General features: G+C 30.9%; 16 protein-coding genes. 10 read left to right on the top strand and 6 right to left on the bottom strand.

Annotation, left to right across the window (positions count from 1 at the left end; genetic code table 11):
• Nucleotides 1-185 precede the first annotated feature (185 nt).
• The 3 genes from CLJU_RS14545 to CLJU_RS14535 all read left to right on the top strand — a co-directional run bounded on the left by CLJU_RS14545 (nucleotide 186) and on the right by CLJU_RS14535 (nucleotide 4,488).
• On the top strand, nucleotides 186-2,705 hold the full coding sequence (locus CLJU_RS14545; RefSeq protein WP_013239587.1) for a CoA-disulfide reductase: 2,520 nt from the start codon (nucleotides 186-188) through the stop codon (nucleotides 2,703-2,705).
• Nucleotides 2,706-2,770: 65 nt separating this feature from the next.
• The gene (locus CLJU_RS14540) at nucleotides 2,771-3,133 is read left to right on the top strand and encodes a sulfite exporter TauE/SafE family protein (RefSeq protein ID WP_013239586.1); all 363 of its coding nucleotides are present in this window, start codon (nucleotides 2,771-2,773) and stop codon (nucleotides 3,131-3,133) included.
• A 143-nt stretch (nucleotides 3,134-3,276) separates the two neighbouring features.
• Complete coding sequence (locus tag CLJU_RS14535; RefSeq protein WP_013239585.1) at nucleotides 3,277-4,488, top strand: YecA/YgfB family protein; 1,212 nt, start codon at nucleotides 3,277-3,279, stop codon at nucleotides 4,486-4,488.
• Nucleotides 4,489-4,540: 52 nt separating this feature from the next.
• Here the strand turns inward: CLJU_RS14535 and CLJU_RS21410 are convergent, their stop codons facing one another.
• A complete protein-coding gene (locus CLJU_RS21410) occupies nucleotides 4,541-5,179 on the bottom strand; it encodes a TetR/AcrR family transcriptional regulator (protein WP_013239584.1) in 639 nt (212 codons plus the stop codon).
• 166 nt (nucleotides 5,180-5,345) lie between these two features.
• On the opposite strand from CLJU_RS21410, the gene CLJU_RS14525 reads away from it, so the two are divergent.
• Nucleotides 5,346-6,791, top strand: a complete 1,446-nt coding sequence (locus tag CLJU_RS14525) for an MFS transporter (protein WP_041705156.1) — start codon at nucleotides 5,346-5,348, stop codon at nucleotides 6,789-6,791.
• Between the two features lie 347 nt (nucleotides 6,792-7,138).
• Here the strand turns inward: CLJU_RS14525 and CLJU_RS14520 are convergent, their stop codons facing one another.
• Nucleotides 7,139-7,831, bottom strand: coding sequence for an aspartate/glutamate racemase family protein (locus tag CLJU_RS14520; RefSeq protein WP_013239582.1), 693 nt, complete (start codon nucleotides 7,829-7,831; stop codon nucleotides 7,139-7,141).
• A gap of 14 nt (nucleotides 7,832-7,845) precedes the next feature.
• The gene (pdxR, locus tag CLJU_RS14515; RefSeq protein WP_013239581.1) at nucleotides 7,846-9,300 is read right to left on the bottom strand and encodes a MocR-like pyridoxine biosynthesis transcription factor PdxR; all 1,455 of its coding nucleotides are present in this window, start codon (nucleotides 9,298-9,300) and stop codon (nucleotides 7,846-7,848) included.
• Between the two features lie 168 nt (nucleotides 9,301-9,468).
• Between pdxR and CLJU_RS14510 the strand changes: the two genes are divergently transcribed.
• The 3 genes from CLJU_RS14510 to CLJU_RS14500 all read left to right on the top strand — a co-directional run bounded on the left by CLJU_RS14510 (nucleotide 9,469) and on the right by CLJU_RS14500 (nucleotide 11,900).
• Nucleotides 9,469-10,092: a TetR/AcrR family transcriptional regulator gene (locus CLJU_RS14510; protein ID WP_013239580.1), complete on the top strand. Its 624-nt coding sequence runs from the start codon at nucleotides 9,469-9,471 to the stop codon at nucleotides 10,090-10,092.
• Nucleotides 10,093-10,365: 273 nt separating this feature from the next.
• Nucleotides 10,366-10,899 carry a MaoC family dehydratase gene (locus tag CLJU_RS14505; protein ID WP_013239579.1) on the top strand — a complete coding sequence of 178 codons (534 nt, stop codon included), beginning with the start codon at nucleotides 10,366-10,368 and terminating at the stop codon, nucleotides 10,897-10,899.
• Nucleotides 10,900-11,081: 182 nt separating this feature from the next.
• The gene (locus tag CLJU_RS14500) at nucleotides 11,082-11,900 is read left to right on the top strand and encodes a nitroreductase family protein (protein WP_013239578.1); all 819 of its coding nucleotides are present in this window, start codon (nucleotides 11,082-11,084) and stop codon (nucleotides 11,898-11,900) included.
• Between the two features lie 51 nt (nucleotides 11,901-11,951).
• Here CLJU_RS14500 and CLJU_RS14495 read toward each other — a convergent pair whose 3' ends face one another.
• On the bottom strand, nucleotides 11,952-13,133 hold the full coding sequence (locus CLJU_RS14495; protein ID WP_013239577.1) for a pyridoxal phosphate-dependent aminotransferase: 1,182 nt from the start codon (nucleotides 13,131-13,133) through the stop codon (nucleotides 11,952-11,954).
• Nucleotides 13,134-13,315: 182 nt separating this feature from the next.
• On the opposite strand from CLJU_RS14495, the gene CLJU_RS14490 reads away from it, so the two are divergent.
• Both CLJU_RS14490 and CLJU_RS14485 read left to right on the top strand, forming a co-directional pair.
• Entirely contained in the window at nucleotides 13,316-14,101 is a 786-nt protein-coding gene (locus CLJU_RS14490) for an IclR family transcriptional regulator (protein WP_013239576.1), read from the top strand.
• 18 nt (nucleotides 14,102-14,119) lie between these two features.
• Nucleotides 14,120-14,869, top strand: coding sequence for an AAA family ATPase (locus tag CLJU_RS14485; RefSeq protein ID WP_013239575.1), 750 nt, complete (start codon nucleotides 14,120-14,122; stop codon nucleotides 14,867-14,869).
• 97 nt (nucleotides 14,870-14,966) lie between these two features.
• Here CLJU_RS14485 and CLJU_RS14480 read toward each other — a convergent pair whose 3' ends face one another.
• Nucleotides 14,967-16,745 carry a glycosyl hydrolase family 28 protein gene (locus CLJU_RS14480; protein WP_013239574.1) on the bottom strand — a complete coding sequence of 593 codons (1,779 nt, stop codon included), beginning with the start codon at nucleotides 16,743-16,745 and terminating at the stop codon, nucleotides 14,967-14,969.
• A gap of 228 nt (nucleotides 16,746-16,973) precedes the next feature.
• On the opposite strand from CLJU_RS14480, the gene CLJU_RS21405 reads away from it, so the two are divergent.
• Nucleotides 16,974-17,111 (top strand): CDIF630_02480 family spore surface protein, encoded by a 138-nt coding sequence (locus CLJU_RS21405; RefSeq protein WP_455551084.1) that lies wholly within the window; start codon nucleotides 16,974-16,976, stop codon nucleotides 17,109-17,111.
• A gap of 172 nt (nucleotides 17,112-17,283) precedes the next feature.
• Here the strand turns inward: CLJU_RS21405 and nifJ are convergent, their stop codons facing one another.
• Nucleotides 17,284-20,808, bottom strand: coding sequence for a pyruvate:ferredoxin (flavodoxin) oxidoreductase (gene nifJ / locus CLJU_RS14475; RefSeq protein WP_013239572.1), 3,525 nt, complete (start codon nucleotides 20,806-20,808; stop codon nucleotides 17,284-17,286).
• Nucleotides 20,809-20,917 lie beyond the last annotated feature (109 nt).

Raw genomic sequence — 20,917 nt, 5'->3', positions numbered from 1 at the left:
ATCGTTATATCTCAATATATGAATGCAATAATCATACATGGTATTTGAAGAGAAGGGAAAGATTATAGATAAGAATTCTAATAAATATAATGCAACTGCTGAGATACTTAAATTATTATCACATTTGGTTGTATAGAAAAAGGCCTTTTAGATAACGGAGAATGTAATGATTGGAGGAAATATATATGAAAAAAATAGTGATAGTTGGAGGAGTAGCTGGAGGAGCATCAGCTGCTGCAAGACTTAGAAGACTTGATGAAAATGCAGAAATAATATTGTTTGAAAAAGGTGAATATATATCTTTTGCAAATTGTGGATTACCTTATTATATTGGGGAAACCATAAAAGAAAGAGAAAAGCTGTTAGTGCAAACTCCTGAGGCCATGAAGGCAAGTTTTAATATTGATATTAGAGTAAATAGTGAAGTAATAACAGTAGATACTAAAAGTAAAAAAGTAAGGGTTAGTAGTAAAGACAAGGGAGAGTATGAAGAAAACTATGATTATTTAATTTTATCACCTGGGGCAACTCCTATTAAACCCCCTATTCCTGGAATACAAAGTGACAAGATATTTACACTAAGAAATGTACCTGATACTGATAAAATAAAAGCTTATGTGGATAAAGAAAATGTAAAAAATGCAATTGTTATTGGTGGAGGATATATAGGAGTTGAAATGGCTGAGAATCTTAAAGAAAGAGCCTTAAATACAGCTTTAGTTGAAGCGGCACCACATATATTAGCACCTTTTGATTCAGAAATGGTAACTTTTGCAGAAAAAGAATTAGAGGATAACGGCGTAGGAATTGTATTAAATGATGGGGTTAAGGAATTTAAAGAAGATGGAACAGGAGTAAATGTAATTCTAAACAGTGGGAAAATTTTGTATGCAGATATGATTATACTTGCTATAGGAGTAAAACCGGATACTGCCTTTTTAAAGGATTCAGGAATAGAGTTTGGAACTAAAGGTCATATAATAGTAAATAATAAAATGGAAACTAAAGTGGAAGGGGTATATGCAGTAGGAGATGCTATTGAAGTAGTTGATTTTGTAAATGAAAGTAAAACTGCTATTGCACTTGCTGGACCAGCAAATAAGCAGGGAAGGATTGCAGCAGATAATATATGTGGTTTAAATTCAATTTATAAAGGAACAATGGGAACAGCAATTATTAAAGTATTTGGATTGACAGGTTCAAGCACAGGGAACAACGAGAGAACATTAAAATCAAAGAACATACAATATAAGGCTATATATCTTCATCCTAATTCAAGTGCTGGCTACTACCCAGGTGCAGCACCAATGACAATAAAGCTTATTTTCAATGATGAAGGAAAGATACTAGGAGCTCAAGCCTTTGGATATGCTGGGGTAGATAAGAGAATTGATGATATAGCTATTACTATGAGGCTTGGTGGAACGGTTTATGATTTAACAGAATTGGAACTTGCATATGCACCGCCTTATTCTTCAGCTAAAGATCCTGTAAATATGGCTGGGTTTATTGCGGAAAATGTCTTAACTGGCAAAGATGAAATAATACTTACAGAGGACATAGATAATAGAGATAAGGATAAAACACAACTTGTTGATGTAAGAACTGAATTAGAATGCAGCAATGGAATCATAGAAGGAGCTATAAATATACCTTCAGAAGATATAAGAGCTAGAATGAATGAACTGGATAAAAGCAAAGAAATATTAATTTATTGTCAGGTAGGACTTAGAGGGTATATAGTTGCAAGAATTTTAAGGTCAAATGGATTTAAAGTCAAAAATCTAACAGGTGGATATAAAACCTATACTATGGGTAAGTTTAAACCAAGAGATGTTGTAATGAATAATAGTGGTGAAGGCGGTTCTATGGATTTAAGAGGGAAAAAATCTAATGTAAGTTTAGAGAGCAATTTAAATGAATATAAAGAAGCTGATGAAGCATATAAAAAAGGAGACTTTGACAAAAACCTTGATGCTTGTGGAATATGCTGCCCAGGACCTTTAATGCGTGTTAATAGTAATATACAGGATATGAAAGAAGGAGAAGTATTAAAGGTAACGGCATCAGATCAGGGATTTTATGAGGATATAAAATCTTGGTGTGAAAGAACTAATAATGAACTCCTTGACAGGAAAAAGGAAAAAGGTAATATAATAGCTTTTATAAAAAAAGGCAATAAAAAACAAGCAGTTTCAAACAGTAATTCAGTTAATAATGGTACCATTGCACAGAAAGACAATAAAACATTAGTTGTGTTTAGTGGAGATTTGGATAAAGCTTTAGCATCCTTTATAATAGCTAACGGAGCAGCGGCTATGGGTAAAAAAGTTACAATGTTTTTTACATTTTGGGGACTTAATATTTTAAGAAAGCATGAAAAAGTTAGTGTCTCAAAGGGATTTATGGATAAGATGTTTGGATTTATGATGCCAAGAGGAGCTAAAAGATTAAAGCTTTCCAAAATGAATATGCTTGGAATGGGTACAAAAATGATGAAAATGGTAATGAGAAATAAAAATGTTTCTTCACTAGATGAGCTAATTAAAGCAGCTATTGATAGTGGAATAGAAATAGTTGCATGTCAGATGAGTATGGATGTAATGGGACTTAAACAAGAAGAGCTAATAGATGGAGTTAAAGTAGGTGGTGTAGGATACTATTTAGGAGAAGCAGAAGATTCTAACGTTAATTTGTTTATATAAAATTATTTATCAATTGCCATAGATGTGCTCTGTAATTTATATAACGAGACAAGGAGGTTAAATAAGTGAGTAATATTGTTTTATTTATTGTTATTGGATGTATCGCAGGTATTTTGAGCGGATTATTTGGTATAGGTGGAGGAATTATAATAGTACCTGCATTAATTTATCTATGTGGATTTACCCAGTTAAAAGCCCAAGGCACATCTCTTGCAATTTTATTACCTCCGGTAGGCATACTTGCATTTATGGATTACTATAAAAATGGAAATGTCAATATTTTAGCAGGAATATTAATATGCATATTTTTAGTTATAGGCTCAGTTTTAGGAGCTAAAATGTCTCATGTAATACCAGTAGGTATTATGAGAAAATTATTTGGTATTTTAATGATGTTAATAGCTGTTAAATTAATTTTTAGTAAATAAAAATTAATTCAATAAATGTTTTGGGAATGAGAGGAATAAAAGAGAATGTTGCATTATTTCTATAAATGATATAAAATTTTCAGGTAAAGACATATTATGGTGTAGTAAATTTAATTTATAATTTTTAAGAGGTGTTTTATATATTGGAGGAAACTAAAGATAATACATATTTAAAAGTAAATGCCGCAAACAAAATTGCATGTGTAAGAAAGGAGGATGAATTTGAGGAGTTTTCTTATGAAGATGAAGACAAGATAATGAAAACTGAATTAAAGAAAGAACTTAAAAGTTGGAAGCCTATTGAAGAAGACTTTTCACTGGAATATCATTTAAATAGACTAACAAAAGTTGAATTGCTGAATATAGCCAGAAATCTCTATATAAATAAAATTTCAAGTCTAAAGAAAGAGGAACTAAAAAATAGAATATTAGAATTATACGAGGAAAAGTCATATTTTCTTATAGAAAATATAGATGTTGAAAGATTTGAATTCTTAATTGACCTTGCAAGAAAAAAATTTTGTAAAGTTCGATATACAGATATACAAATAAATGATATTGGTTATTTTAGGGATATGGCATTTCTTTTTACAGGAATACTAAATGAAGAAGATGTCATTATTATGCCAGAAGAATTGCAAAAAATAGTTTTAAATAAAGATAACAAAAGTTTGAGAGATAGAATGAAAAATAACGGACAAGTTATAAAACTATTTTGGGGAATGTGTAATTATTATGGTGTTATTCATATTGATGATTTTAAGCAATTAATAAAAAAATATATTGATTTTGATTTATCAAGTATGGATCTTAAAATTGTATTAGAAAATGGAGCAGCTTATTATAATGAATTTGAGTATGATAGGAATATAGGTAATGATGTTTTAGTTGATAATGTGGATGATATATTTTTAAAGCAGCGTAAAAGAATTGATTTGGATTTTTATCCTTTCAAAAAAGAAGAATTGTTGGCAGCAGCAAGAGCAGATTTTCAGGATAAAACAAAAGCATATAAGAAATTTCATAGCTTTTTAATAAATAATTTTGATATAGATGTTAATGTAGCAGAAGATTTAATATTTTCCTTAGAGGCAGATATTAAAAATGATGAAAAAATTTCTGATGCTATTTCAGATTTCTTAAGTAACTTTCAGCTTTCGAATGTTGATGAATCAAATTTTATTGGAAGTGAAGTTATTAAATTTGCTAATAATATAAGGCAGTGGACTATAAAAGGATATACCCCTATGGAACTTAGTCAGCCTACTGCAGTTAACAAAAAAAAGATAGGAAGAAATGATCCTTGTCCTTGTGGAAGTGGAAAGAAGTATAAAAAGTGTTGTGGTAGAGGATAAAATCTTCAAATAAGAGTATATATACCTGCCATTTTAGCTATAATGGCAGGTATTAGTACTTATTTAAGTGATTTATTGGCTTCATTTTTAAATATCTACATAAAGCTTTAACAGTTTCATCTAAAATACGATTCCTGTCAATTGAGCTTTTATAAAGAGAAACATCGTCTACTACAGAATTTATAATAAGTGATGTAACTATGGCGGCAGCTTCATAATCGTCTATATCAATGTATTCTTTATATAGTTTTATAGAATAAAGTGCAGCATCTTGTATTTTTTGTCTTTGATCATCTGAAAGTGCTGCAACCTCTGGATCATAGTAGTAAAGTGTTCTTACTTCTCTTTGAAAATCCACAGATTTATCATGAATATCTATAAGTATTAACATGAATTCACGGAAACATTCTTCTGGTGATTTAAAAAGCAGCATTTTATTCATAAATTCATCTCGAAGTTTATCAAATTGTGCCTGATATTTTTTAAGAATGTCTAAAAAAATTGTATGTTTATCTTTAAAGTAAGAATAAAGACATCCTATTGAAACACCAGCCTCAGTTGCTATTTCTGAGGTTGTTGTCTTGTAATACCCATTTTTACAAATCAGTTTATAGCCGGCTTTAAGTATTTTATCCTTTTTTTCTATACTTCTTTTTTGCTGGGGTTCTCTTATTTTACGTTCATTTATCATGTTATCACATCCCTTATATCAACATTTTAAAAAAATAATAATATGTTGTCAATAAAAAATATGAATAAAAGTTCTTATTTATATATTGACTTATGGATAAACTTGGCGTAATATAATCAACATAAACAAGAATAAACATTCACATTCTGATTTGGAGGCTGTAAATATGAATTCAGTGAAAAGTAAAACAGGAGTAAGTACAGTAATTATAATTATGCTTGGTACATTTATATCTAGTTTTGATATAAATGTTGTAAATACCGCTCTGCCAATAATGCAGTCGTATTTTCATGCCGGTATGTCGTCTATAGAATGGATAATAGTAGGTTATTTAATGGTGCTTGGTGCAACACAGCTTACATTTGGAAGGCTTTCCGATATGTTTGGACATAAGAAAATTTATGTAGCTGGTTTAATGTTATTTACAATAAGTTCCCTTTTTTGTGCACTATCAACGTCTATTGTCATGTTGATTATTTTTAGAATCACTCAAGCAACTGGAGCTTCTATGATTTCTTCCAGCGGCAGTCCAATTATAATTGATGCAGTAGAACCTAAAAATAGGGGGAAATCCTTAGGAATGATAGCCATTTCTGTAGCCGTGGCTGTTTGTACAGGTCCAGCATTAGGAGGACTTTTGGCTTCTAGGGCAGGTTGGAGCAGTATATTTTTTATAAATGTTCCAATTGGTATAGTTGTCTCTATATTAGCTATTAAAGTTATTAAAAAAGATGATAAAAGAAGAAATGAAGTTCAGTTTGATTTTGCAGGAAGTACATTAATTATTGCCGCGATCTTCTTAATATTACTTCCATTAAACCTTTTAAGTAAATCTTATTTTAATATTGGAAGCATTGTTTCTTTTTTAGGAGGTATTTTTGTACTTTTATTGTTTATTGCATTTGAAAAGAAATCTAAGCATCCAATACTTAATATGGAGCTTTTTAAAAATAGAGTTTTTACAGGAAGTACTTTTGCAGCTATGTTTTTTTACATGGGAGAATTTATTTTAGTTTTTCTAGCGCCTTATTATTTGCAAAAGATGAGAATGCTTACTCCTTTTATGTCTGGAGTAATGATGTTGCCTATGTCAATAGCTATGATTATAGCAGCTCCGTTAAGTGGTACAATCTCAGATAATTTTGATAGCCGCTATATAGGATGTATTGGACTTGCAGTAATGGCATTAGCTACTTTATTCGTTGGAGGATTTAATGCTTCAACACCAATTTGGATGTTAGCTGTAGTTTTCTTTATATATGGGTTAGGAGGAGGATTTTTTCAAACTCCAAATACCAGTGCAGTAATGGGAAGTGTAACTGCAGATAGAAGGGGAGTTGCCTCAGCAGCTCTTGGTACAATGAGAACTTTTGGGATGATGTCAGGGGAGGCAATTTCTGCAGCACTTATTGCTTTTAGTATGAACAAGTCAGCAGCTGCATTCATATCAAAGGGGTTGAAAAGTACATTGCTGTGGCAAGCAGAATTTAGGTTTTCAACTAAGGTTACATGTATTGTAGCAGCAATATGTGTTATATCAGCAATAGTATTATCATTTATGCGTGGAAAGTCTGCAGCACCATGTGGAAATGCTGTAGTTAAAACAAATTAGTTGCCTGATATAGTTATATTACCATTGTCTGAGAAAATTTTGATATTGTTGTCATGGATATCTTAAAATCTATTACTTAATTTTTGCATATATAAAATTTTGACTTAATGTAAAAATATTGCGGAGCAATATTTTAAAGAACAAAGTTCAAAGTTCAAATATCAAATAAGGATAATTTTCTTCCTAACGTCAGGAAATATTAAAATTATAGATTTCCTGAGGTACGATGGAAATCATCTTTATCTGTTCTTTGTTATTTGAACTTTGTTATTTTCAAAAACTTTGCTTCACAAAGTTCTTAAACTGAGAAAGTTGAGTCTGTAAATAATAGATTTTGTCTATGCCATTTAATCTAAGGCAAACTCAACAGCAGAAACAGCATGAATTGCTGTTGTATCAAATATTGGAATGTTTACATCCTTTTGTTTTATCAAAAGAGGTATTTCAGTGCAGCCAAGAACTATTCCCTCAGCACCATTTAAAGATAACTTGTTTATTATTTTTTTATATTTTTCTCTTGATGGATCCTTTATTATACCTTTGCATAATTCATTGTATATGATTTGGTGAATAACTTCTCTATCATTTTCATCTGGAATACTTACGTTTATATTGAATTTATCTTTCAGCACTTTTTTATAAAAATCCTCTTCCATAGTAAATTTTGTTCCAAGGAGTCCTACAGTTTTTATATTTTTTTCAATTATTTTTTTACCTGCAGCTTCTGCTATATGTAAAACCTTGATTCCAACTTTACTTTCTATATCAGGAGCTAGTTTATGCATTGTATTAGTACATATTATGATAAAATCAGCGCCACCTTTTTTAAGACTTTGAGCAGCATTAACCATTATATTTGATAATTCCTCCCACTTATTTTGATGTTGAAGAATTTCTATTTCATTAAAGTCTACCGAATATAATATACATTCAGCTGAATGAAGTCCTCCTAAAGTTTTTTTAACAGTTTCATTTATAATTCTGTAATATTCCAAAGTGGATTCAAAACTCATACCGCCTATTAAACCAATTTTTTTCAAGTTAAACATCTCCTTTAAATTATTTCAGATATACTAAGTTGCAATAACTTTATACCTTTTATAATTTCTTCATTTTTAGGATAAGTAAAATTTAACCTTATAAAATTACCTTTTTCATCTTTTTTAATGTAGAAGGAGTCTCCAGTGACATAATTTACTCCATTTTTTAAAGACCTTTTTAAAAGTGACTTTAAGCAAATATTATCTGGAAGCTTACACCAAATGTAAAAGCCACCTTCAGGTTTAAAAAACTTTATACTTCTAATATTGCTTGTAAGTTTTTCAGACATCAAATCTCTTTTTAGAGAATAGCTTTTTCTTATTTTTTTAACATGCTTTTTATAATAGCCCTGTCTTAAAAATTCACATACAATATGCTGACTTAAGGTATTTACATGTAAATCAGTAAGTTGCTTAAACAAACTCAGTTTAGCTATTACCCTTTCTGGAGCAGCGATCCAGCCCACTCTTAAACCGAGAGAAATTACTTTTGAAAAGGTACTTAAATATATTACATAACCACTTTTATCTAATGCTTTTAAAGGCGGAAGATAGTTACCTTCATATCTGAGTTCACCATAGGGATCATCTTCAATTATGGGAATTCCATATTTTTCTGAAATTTTAATGAGATCATATCTTCTTTCAAGACTCATAGTGATTCCTGTTGGATTTTGAAAATTTGGTATGGTATAAATAAATTTTGGGTTAAATTCGTTAATTAAATATTCTAGCACATCAACTTTCATACCGCATTTATCCATAGGAATACTTATGATTTTAGCACCCAGTGTCTGAAGAAGTTGGATAGCTCCGAAGAACGTTGGGTTTTCCACTAATATTACATCATTATAATTTACAAAAGTTCTTACAACTAAATCCAACCCCTGCTGAGAACCAGAAGTAACAATTATGTCGCTTGTAGATATTCTAACTTCTCTATTTAACATAAGTTTTTTAATTTCATTTTTTAAATCTTTGTTTCCAGATACTGGACTTTGAAAAAACATGTTCTTTGCTTCATTTTTTAATAAATCAATTTGTATTTTCTGAAATTCCAATTGAGGAAATAGATCTGGTGATGGCATACCACCACCAAAGGAAATCATTTTGCTATTGATATCGGTATTCATAATTTTAGTTATTGTATTGTCAAAATTATTATTTGAACTTTTGCTGTATATTTCGTCCCAAAACAAGTACTTTTTATGATCATTTTCCTCATGGTTATCGTAAAAGCTAATATAAGTGCCTCTTCTAGCATTTGAATCAATGAGACCTTTTTCTTTGAGCTCTTCATAAGCTTTAATTATGGTACTTCTATTAACTTTTAATGTATTTGCAAGTTGTCTTTCAGATGGTAATATGTAGTTTTTAGGAAGTATTTTGGAATAAATCATATTTTTTATTTGGTTTTCAATTTGAATGTATAAAGCAATTTTACTTTTCCTGTTTATTTTAATTTCCATATAATCACTCGCTTAGCTAAGGTTGTTCTTAAACTTATTATATCAACTTGAGTGTATTTCAAAAACATCCAGTTTAAATATTTATAATACCATCCAGACTTTATTGACAAATAAACTATCATATTATAAAATGAATTACATATTCAGTTTTATATTGGCGGGGATAAAATGGCTCAAATAAAAAAAGACAAAATTAGGCAGGCAATTGAAAGTTCGGCGATAGATATATTTTTAGAAAAAGGGTATCTTAACACAAAAATGAAGGATATTTCTGAAAAAGCAAATATATCAGTAGGAAATATTTATATTTATTTTAAAAACAAAGAAAATTTATTTTATACTGTTTTACCACAATCTTTTGTAGATGCTTTTAGAAATTATAATTCTAATATATTTCCAATATTAACAAAAGCCTTTTTTAATAATGAACAAGATTTAGAAAGGTATGTTCCAAATCATAAACAGGTAGAGGATTTAATAGCAAATCGTAAAAGATTGTTAATATTATTAAGGTGCAGCAAAGGTACAAAATATGAAAATTTGAAAGAAGAGATATTAGAAAATATAATACAGCGGGAATGTAGTTATCTGCAAAAATATAATTTTGCAGATAACTGTAGGACAACTCAAAATTATAAAGTAATAAGAATGGTGTTTTACAATATGCTTAATATGTTACTGGATTCCCTGGAAGGTGATATGAATGGGGATGAACGAAGAAATGTGGTGAGATTTGCGTTTAAATACAATTATGATGGATTTAAAAGATTACTTACAGAATACACTAAGTAAAACTATTGCTATATCTTAAATATAAGTCACAAATAGAAAATATAAACAGAGTTCTTGGTTTCAGGTAGAGTTTTTTCTCCATCTGAAACTTATTAACAGGATTCTTAGTGCTTTAGCACTTAGAAGACGTTATCCTTTAGGGGAAATCTTTATCCAGAGTCGTAGCAGCCGTTATTCCCCACTTTATAAGAAGGGTATTACGGCTGGTAGCTAGCCATCGGATGAAAAATAGCTTAGATATATTGTATAAAGTATTTATAAGGTGGGAATAAAATGATAGATTTATTTAGAGCATTTGCTACAAAGGATGATTTTTTTTATGATGGTGCATTTATTGCCAAGGTAAAATATCAACGATTTCAATCAAAATCAGATAAAGAAACTTATAAAAATGAGATTATAAAAAGCAATAGACGACTTTCTGTAATCAACTGTAGTGGATATGTTAATAATGAAGTTGTAGAAACATTAACAGTTTATTTAATGATGAATGCTACAGTTAAAGAAGCTACTCAATTAGAATCTATCAAAGATGTGGGTACTTTATGGCGTAATTTTTCAAAAAAAGAAATTGCAGATTTTAGTCATCTTACAGGAGATACAAATTCTATTCATCTCACGGAAAATCCTGTTGTACAAGGATTATTTATACTGAAAGAACTTTGTGATACATCTCAAACCAATGAAATAGAAGTAAAGTATGTTCATCCTGTTTATAGTGGTAATCCGGTTTATATAAAATATGAGGGAAATCTCATTAAAGGTTTTAGTAATGGTATATTATGTTTTAAAGCAACCCTGCTTTAAAATATGAATAAAGAAAGTATAAACAGAATTCTTGGCATCAGATGGAGTTTTGATTCCACATAATGCTTAGAGATCGTTATCCAGGGATGTAACTACTCTTAATACTTTCACTTAGAGAAAGGCGAATATTAAGAGTAGATAGTCATCGGATAAAATTACATTGAAAAAGGAGTAGAGACTTTATGATGAATGTAAATAGTGAAAAGTGTATAGGATGCGGACAATGTGTTAAAGATTGTTTTGCAAGAGACATAGAGATAATAGATGGTAAAGCTAAAATAAATAATATTACTTGCATAAAATGCGGGCACTGTATTGCGGTGTGTCCTAAAAGTGCAGTATCAACAGACGAATATAACATGGAAGATATAAAAGAATACAATAAAGAAGATTTTTCCGTAGATGCTGATACTTTATTAAATTTTATCAAGTTCAGAAGAACTATAAGACAGTTTAAGGATAAAAAAATAGAAGATGAAAAAATTCTTAAAATTATAGAAGCCGGAAGATTTACCCAAACAGCAAGCAATATGCAGGATGTATCTTATATAGTTGTAAGAGATGGAATACAGGATTTAAGAAAATTAATAATTGAAAGTTTAAATCAAGTTGGAGAAAAAATACTTAAAGATACAAATGAAAAAAATATACTTTATCAAAGATATGCTAAAATATGGATTGATATGTATAAGGAATATAAAGAAAACCCTAAAAACGATAGATTATTTTTTAATGCTCCAGTAGTAATAGTTGTTACGGCAAGACAGGAAGTAAATGGAGCTTTAGCATCTTCAAATATGGAACTTATGATTAATTCTTTAGGACTTGGAACGTTGTTTAGTGGTTTTTCTGCTGTGGCTGCCCAAATGGATGAAAAAATAAGTAAGTTTCTTGGAGTTAAGAAAGGGAGAAAGGTTGTAACTTTCATGATAGTTGGATATCCTAATGTGAAATATCTAAGAACTGTACCAAGGAGAAAAGCAGATATACGCTGGAAGTAAATATTACAAATTACAAAGTAGTATATTGTAGGGCTTCAAAGAAGCCCTCTGTTACAAGGCAGATACCATGCATTTATTAAAAATGTTCATTTTTTCTATACGATTAAATGCTTCATTCATTTTTTTGGTATTTACTGTCATGGCAAGTCGTATGTATCCTTCACCACATTTACCGAAAGCATTACCAGGAAGTACAAGAACATGAGCCTCATTTAGCATTTTATCTGCTACTTCTTTTGAACTAAGTCCTGTAGCTTTTATATTGACAAAAAGGTAAATACTACCCCGTGGCTTTAAAACTGACATATTTGGAATTGAACAAATTCTATCATAGGCGTAAAAAATCCTCTTTTTATATTCGCAAGCAATCTGCGGTTGTATTTTATCTCTATTTTTAAGTGCATGAATCGCAGCACGCTGGGATATTGAAGGTGAGGCAAACACATTATTTTCATTTATATCTTTAGCAGTTTGAATGATAAATGAAGGTGCAATAAGGTAGCCTATTCTCCATCCTGTCATGGCATAGTTTTTGGAGAAACTGCCAATTGTAATTGTACGCTCACGCATTTTTTCAAGAGTAGTAATTGGAATAAATGGTTCTTCGTAGCTAAATAGTGTATAAATATCATCCGCAATTACGATTAAATCATATTTAATAGCAATTTCTGCAATTTCTTTAAGTGTTTCCTTTTTAAAACATGTTCCTGAAGGGTTGTTTGGTGTATTTATTATTATCGCTTTTGTTCTATTAGTAATTAAGTTTTCTAATCTTTTAGGATTTACTTGAAATCCTTCTTCTTCAAAGGTTTCAAGATGTACAGGAATACCTCTAGCTAGTTTTATTTGCTGTGGATATGGAGTAAAATAAGGATCATGTATTATGACTTCATCTCCATCATCGAGAATGGCTTCTAGAGTCAACCACATTGCATGACATCCACTTGTAGTGATCATGCATTCATCACTTTTAACGTTATAATCATATTTATTTAAGTAAAATTTGCGTATTTCTTTACGAAGTTCTGGATCACCTAAAGAGTCTGTATAGTGTGTATGGCCATTCATGGCATCTTCAAATGCTTTTTTTATTATAATTTCACTAGTTGTAATATCAGGATCTCCGAGACTGAAATCAATAATATCATCAAATTTTTTTAAAAGATCATTACTTTCACCCATTGGAGTGGATATACTATTCCAATATCTTTTAGATAAAAATTTATTTTTCATGCTAAATTATCTCCTTATAATGAAAATTGATTCTGAAACGGTGTTTCAAAAACTATTATAGCATGTATCAAAATATTTTCAATAAATATTCAACAATGTTTATAAATATTCAATAATAAATTGACGTAATTTATAGATAATATTATTATATTAACATAGTGTAATAGAGGAGGGAGTCCCTTTTGACTAATAATTCACAAAATTATGATAGTATTTCTATGGTTGATAGAGCGATTCAAATTATAAATGAAATATATAAATCAGAGGTTCCTATTGGTGTTTCCGAAATATCTTCTAATCTTGACTTACCTAAAGCAACAGTATATAGAATTTTAAATACCCTTTTTCAAAATTCTATTATAGAAAAAGATAAAAATGGGAAATATGGTTTAGGGTTAATCTTTATTCAGTATAGTGAAAAAGTGAAATCCAAAGTTGACTTAAATTTGATTGCAAAACCTTTTATGGTTGATCTTTCTGCAAAAACTGGAGAATCTACAAATTTGGGAATATTAGATGAGGATAATGTAGTGACAATTTCCAGTGTAAATGGAGAAAGTTCAGTACTTGTTTCAAGATTAATACCCGTATCTCCTCTGCATTGTTCATCTATGGGAAAAATATTTCTTAGTTATCAGGATGACGAAATGATTAAAGCTTATTTTAAAAGGCATAATCAAAAAAGAACAGTAAACACTATATCAAATTATGAGGATTTTTTGTTAGAAAGAAAAAAGATAATAGCAGAGCAAATTTCTTACGATATAGAAGAGTATGAATATGGTTTAGGATGTATTTCTGCACCAATATATAATAGTAAAGGAAAGATTGCAGCAGGGATAAGTGTTTCAGGACCTATTAGCCGCATGAGGTTTAAAGGTATAAAGTATATTGAAAATGAGTTAAAAAATGTAGCAAATAAGATCAGTGAGAAAGTGAAAGTACTAGGAATTAATATTACATATTAGGGTGGTTGTGAAGAAGTTATGGAAAGAACGGATGTTAATCAGTATTTAAGAAGTATAGAGCTTAGGAGAGATAAGATAAAATCTTTTTCAACATACCCATTTTGTTTACCAGTTATAAAAAATTTATCCAGTTTAAAGTTCCATCCTAAGGTTACATTTATTGTAGGAGAAAATGGGACTGGTAAATCTACAATTCTTGAGGCAATTGCTGTTTTATCTGGATTTAATGCTGAAGGGGGAACTAAAAATTTTAATTTTGCAACCTGTGATACTCATTCGAAATTATATAATTACATTAGATTGATTAAGGGTATTAGAGCTCCGAAGGATGGATTCTTTTTAAGGGCAGAAAGTTTTTATAATCTTGCAACAAATATTGATGATCTTGAAAAACAAACTCCAGGACTTTTATCGTATTATGGTGGACGTTCATTACATAAGCAGTCTCATGGAGAGTCTTTCTTTTCAGTATTTATAAATAGGTTTAGTGGAAAGGGATTGTACATATTAGATGAACCAGAAGCAGCACTATCTCCATCCAGGCAGATGGCTATGATTTCAAAAATACATGAACTTATAGAAAAAGATTCACAGTTTATCATAGCAACTCATTCTCCAATTATAATGGCATATCCTGACGCAGTTATATATGAGATAAAGGACTCTATTAAAAAAGTTAGATATGAAGAAACAGAACACTATCAAGTGATGAAGAGTTTTTTAAATAATACAGATAAGATGATGGACATACTTATAAATGACAAGTGAGGTAAAGTGACTATAATAAAATCACTTGGGCAATAGAATAGATAAAAAATTCTTATTGCCTCAAGTGATTTATTTTTAAATAGAAAACAAGGTACAACTACTTTTCAAAAACAAGATTTTTAGAGTTACTTGTAATCCAAGGATTTTTTATATTAGCATCAAATGTTATATTTTTAAATGTACTATTACTAAGATAATTTATACTAGCAGGTTTTGTATTTTTAAATGATGTGTCTGCAAAATTTATGTTGTCATCATAGGAATCTTTTAGTCCGGACACAAATATAGCATTACTTTTCGAACTGTCTATGCTACAATTGATAACGGAAATATCTTTAAATTGTGGTAGATTTAAAGCTGGTTTAAAGCCTTGAGCTTTATTTGAATCAGAATAATTGGATGTGAAAGTAAAAGGTTCACCTTCGCTGTCAGTAATGTTTTTGAGTGCAGAATCACGAAAGGTTATATTTTTTGCACCACCACCTGTTTGTGGTGTTGTTTTACATCTAAGGCCTGCACCTGTGCCATTTAACACATTGTCTTCGGCAAGAATATTTTCTATCCAAGCAGCTGTATTACTTCCAGCTACTACAGCACCATGACCGTGGGCAAAGTAATTATCAAATATCCATACATTGTCTACCGGGTTGCGAGTTTTTTCATCTTCTGCACCTTTTCCAGCCGTAAAATTTATATCGTCGTCACCAGTATCAAATACACTATTTAATACGATTAAACCATTTGAATCAAAATCGATACCATCTGCGTTATTACAATCAAAAGTTTTAACAAGGGCACCGTTTAAAACTGTGTTATTGCAGTGACTTGTTACAATAGTGTGCTGTGAAGGATTTTCAAAAGAAAGACCGTCACCTAAATATACATTATCTATATGGCTAATTGAAACAAGATTTGATCTCGTAGAATAGGCCTTAGTATCAGAAAGTCCATTATTTTTTGCTAACTTAAATTGATTGGCTGCCAGGATACCATTTCCTGAAACTGTTTTTAAGCTGCTTTTTAAAGAATTTGGGAATCCAGTGAGGGCATCAGCGTTACCCTGTTTCCATCCGTTTCCGTCTATTGTGCCGCTTCCAATTATTTTTAAATCTTTGCTGTTATTAGTGCCAATAGCATTAATAAGAGCATTACTTTTATTGGTATCTTTTGATGTAGCATCAGTTTTTATATAATCCTCCGGGTTATCTGAGCCAATAAGAGTTCCATCTACTCTGAAAATAATACCAGGTTTCAACCAAAGTGCACCTGACTTAAAAGTCTTTCCCGATGGAAGAATCACTTCTGAACCATTAGTAGAAGCATCAATAGCAGCTTGAATGGACTTTGTATCAAGGGATTGTCCATCACCAATAGCTCCATATCTAGTTACATCAAATATTTTTGGTATTTTAGTTGTAGTTTCAATAATGGTATTGCTGTCCTTTGATTCAGTTCCATTATTGTTAACAGATCTAACAGTAAATTTATAAGTGGTATTTGGTTTAAGTCCTGTAACAGTATAAGTATGCTCACTTATTTTTACGGCTGAATTATTACTAGGATCTTTATAAAAGTTATCAACCAATGATTTGGACTTGGATGATATACTATTTGTATTACCTATGTATTTTCCATTCAAATAGATGTTATATTTAGTAATGTCTTTGTAATTGTCTGGCTTGTGCCATGCTAAAGTAATGCTATTATCATTATAAGCTAAAGTTGGTACTATTAAATTTTGAGGTACTGATGAATCCTTAATAGTTTCATTACTTATACTCTTAGAATTTACGCTGCTGCATCCTATAAATAATGAACCGAGAACTATTAATCCTGACAATAAGCTTAGTAATTTAATATTTATAGTTTTATTCATTAGATCATCTCCTAGTATATTAATAGTATTTTATATCATTTTAATAGCTGATTATTAAAAGAATATATAAAAGTTATTATATTTTAATGAATAAAGCTGTAATACTGTGAAAATTTTAGTGAATATAATTTGATTAATTCATATTTTTTCATACATTTTTTAAAATTGAAGATAATATGTATGAGAGGAGGAATTATTGTGGAAGGAGATAGAACTAAAGATGGTTCCATGGAACTGCCAATTGAAAAACACGATACTGCAGCATGGGCAAATATCCATAAGGAAAAACCAGTTTCAAAAGTATCAGTGCCAAGTGAATTTGATGTTAAGAATGCTAAAGAATATGTAGATTCTAATGAAAAATAATTCCTATTATAAAAGACCTAACTGATTGGTTAGGTCTTTTATCTGATGGCTACCTACTGTAACACTTCCACTTCTATCAAAGCGGAAGATAACAGTAGATACGCCCCTAGATAATTCATCTAAACTTAGTGGGAGAAACAAACTCCCACTAAGTAAGATTCATTGATTGTAATCAATATTTTATTGATGATAATTTCTTGTAAATATCATATCTTTCATGAGCATTATTTTCAGATTCTTTAAATGCTTTTTCAACTGCATCAGGGAAGATAGTTTTTAATGAAGAATAACGGAGTTCTCCATTAATAAAGTCTATATATGATTTTGTAGGCTCTTTGGAGTCTAATATAAAAGGATTTTTACCTTCCTGTTTTAATAGAGGATTATACCTATATAGGTGCCAGTAACCGGATTCAACAGCCTTTTTCTCTTCTGCAATACTAGTACCCATTCCAGTTTTGATACCATGGTTTATACAAGGTGCATAGGCTATGATTAGAGAAGGACCTTTATAAGCTTCTGCTTCTGTAATTGCTTTAATGGTATGGTTCATGTTTGCCCCCATGGCTATTTGAGTTACATATACGTATCCATAAGTCATGGCCATCAAACCAAGATCCTTTTTCCTTATTTTTTTACCGCTGGCAGCGAGCTTCGCAACTGCTCCTGTAGGAGTTGATTTTGACGATTGACCACCAGTGTTTGAGTAGACTTCTGTGTCCATAACAAATATATTTACATCATCGCCTAAGGCAAGTACTTGATCTACACCGCCAAATCCAATGTCATAGGCCCATCCATCACCGCCGATTAGCCAATGAGATTTTTTGATTAAATAATCTTTCTTCATAAATATTTCATTTAAAATACTATTATTTTTTAAACTTTCATTGTTCAGGATTTTTAGTATTTTTGCAGAAGCTCTTTTTGAAGTATCTGCATCATTGAATCCTGCAAGCCATTCTTTAAAGGCTTCTTTCAGTTCAGAATTAATGTCCATTGTCATGGCTGTTTCCATCAAATCAGCTAATAGTTCTCTCATTTGTTTTACACCAAGGAACATTCCATATCCGTATTCTGCATTATCTTCAAATAATGAATTACCCCAGGAAGGACCTTTGCCAAAATTATTTGTAGTGTAGGCTATTGCAGGTGCACTTGCTCCCCAGATTGATGAACAGCCTGTTGCATTTGCTATCATCATTCTATCTCCATAAAGTTGAGTTAAAAGTTTAATATAAGGAGTTTCTCCACAGCCAGGACAGGCACCGTTAAATTCCAGGAGTGGCCTTGCAAATTGACTTCCTTTTACTGTATGCAAATCCATTAATCCTTCTTTAGGAGTAATTTTCATGGCATATTCAAAATTATCAGATTGTTCTTCTATTTCTTCTTTTGCAGGTTTCATTATCAAAGCTTTTCCTGGAGCAGGACATATATCTGCACAATTTCCACATCCGGTACAATCGAGTGGACTTATTTGAATACGATAATGTAAGTTTTCAAGGTCTTTACCAACAGGTTTTTTTGTTAGAAAATTTTCAGGAGCATTTTCTTTTTCTCTATCATCTAGTAAGCAGGCTCTTATTACACTGTGAGGGCAAACATAGGAACATTGATTGCATTGAATACATTTGTCAATTTGCCATTCAGGTATGAAAACTGCAATCCCACGCTTTTCGTAGGCTGTTACACCAAGTGGGTAAGAACCATCTTCCATTCCATTAAAAGCGCTGACTGGAAGTTCATCTCCTTCATGTCTTGCCATAGGTTTTTCAATTTTATTTACAAAATCAGGAAATTCTTTTTTTGGCATATCTGGATCTTTAGCATTTTTCCAGGATTCTGGTACAGTAACTTTATGGGCAGCATTTGCTCCTGCATCTATTGCTGCTTTGTTTGCATTAACTATATTTTCGCCTTTTTTACCATAGGCGTATTCTACAGAGTCTTTTAAGTATTGGATTGCCTGATCTACAGGAATTATATTAGCTAGTTTAAAGAATACAGCTTGCATTATCATATTTATTCTAGAACCTAATCCAACTTTTTGTGCTATTGAAACTGCGTCTACTATATAAAATTGTATGTTATTTTCAGCAATATACCGTCTCATTGAAGCTGGAAGATGTTCATCTAATTCGTTTTCACTCCAAGGGCAGTTTAAAACGAATGCTCCATTTTTCTTCAATCCTTTTAATACATTTATATTGTAAATAAAGGATTTATTGTGACAAGCAGTATAATCTGATTCATAAACTAGATAAGGTGATTTTATTGGTTTATTGCCAAATCTCAAATGAGAAACTGTACTTCCACCTGATTTTTTACTGTCGTAGGAGAAATAAGCCTGACAATATAAATTTGTTTTATCGCCTATGATCTTAACTGCTGTTTTATTTGCACCTACAGTACCATCTGATCCCAAACCATAGAATTTGCATCTTATAGTTCCTTCTGGTGTTGTATCTATTATTTCTTCCTCAGCCAGAGATGTATTTGTAACATCATCAACTATCCCGATTGTAAATCTATTTTTTGAATTAGGATTTTTAAGATTTTTAAATACAGCTAAAATTTGAGAAGGTGTTGTATCTTTTGAACCCAATCCATATCTTCCACCAACAATTACAGGTTTATCTGCATTATTATAAAATAAATTTACTACATCTAAATAAAGAGGTTCTCCTGTAGAACCAGGTTCTTTTGTTCTATCTAAAACAGCAATTTTTTTAACTGTTTTAGGTAAATATTTAAAGAAGTAAGAAGAAGAAAATGGTCTGTATAAGTGTACTTTTATAAGTCCTACTTTTTCATTATTTTGTCTTAAATAATCTACAGTTTCTTCTACAGTATCACAAACTGATCCCATAGCAACAATTATATATTCCGCATTTGGATCTCCATAGTAATCAAATGGATGATATACTCTTCCAGTAAGTTTTTCTATTTCTCTCATATAGCCTTCAACAATATCTGGAACAGCATCAAAGAACTTATTTGAAGATTCTCTTTGCTGAAAATAAATATCGGGATTTTGAGCAGTTCCTCTAACTGAAGGATGTTCTGGATTTAAAGATTTGTCTCTAAATTTTTGGATTGCATTATAATCAACTAATTTTGCCACATCCTCATGGTCAATTACTTCAATTTTTTGATATTCATGAGATGTTCTGAAACCATCAAAAAAATGTAAAAAAGGAATGCTAGCTCTAATTGCAGAAAGGTGGGCAATATTTGCTAAATCCATAACTTCTTGAACACTTGATGATGCTAAAAGCGCAAATCCAGTTTGCCTTGTTGCCATAACATCCTGGTGATCACCAAAAATTGATAGTGCATGAGTTGCAATTGCACGGGCAGTTACATGAAATACCCCAGGCAGCAGTTCACCTGCAATCTTATACATATTAGGTATCATAAGAAGTAGTCCTTGTGAAGCAGTGTATGTAGTTGTCAGTGCACCAGCAGCCAATGATCCGTGGACAGCTCCAGCAGCACCAGCTTCGGATTGCATTTCAACAAGTTTAACTGGTTGACCGAATATATTTTTTTTACCATGGGAGGATAGATCATCTACAAGTTCAGCCATCGGAGTAGATGGTGTTATGGGATAAACAGCTGCAACATCTGTGAAAGCATAGGAAGCTTCAGCAGCAGCTTGATTCCCATCCATGGTCTTTAATTTCTTTGTCATATCATGCTTCCTCCTCTATAAATAATTTTTAACATATTTAGTATTTACAAAGTATGCCTATTGAATTCATGAATTTAGGTTAAATCCTTAACTATTAATTTTTAATTAT

This window comes from Clostridium ljungdahlii DSM 13528, from assembly GCF_000143685.1.
Classification (GTDB): Bacteria; Bacillota; Clostridia; order Clostridiales; family Clostridiaceae; genus Clostridium_B; species Clostridium_B ljungdahlii.
This window is presented reverse-complemented; position numbering and strand designations above follow the sequence as displayed.